A 229-nucleotide genomic window follows, 5' to 3' on the forward strand; every position below is an offset into this window, starting at 1 on the left:
GCATGGCGCAGGCATTGCAGGTCGGAGGTCTCCAGCACCCGCAGGGCATTCGGGCAATGCTGCTCCACCCGCCAGCCGAACTGTTCCTCCATCATGAACTGGTCGAACAGCACGATGTCCGGTGCCAGCTCGGCGACGAAGCAGTCAAAGCTGGCGTTGTTGAGTTCGATCGGGCATTCACGAATGCCCAGGGCCGTCAGGTCTTCCTTGTGTTCGCCCTCGTTGGCCG

The 229-nt window shown here is 62.0% G+C and carries 1 pseudogene; it reads right to left on the minus strand.

The features are described from left to right. A pseudogene (locus tag SB725_RS34315) lies at nucleotides 1-229 on the minus strand (glycosyltransferase); the annotation flags it as partial.

This window comes from Pseudomonas sp. SIMBA_041 (genome assembly GCF_046535095.1).
Lineage (GTDB): Bacteria > Pseudomonadota > Gammaproteobacteria > Pseudomonadales > Pseudomonadaceae > Aquipseudomonas > Aquipseudomonas mucoides.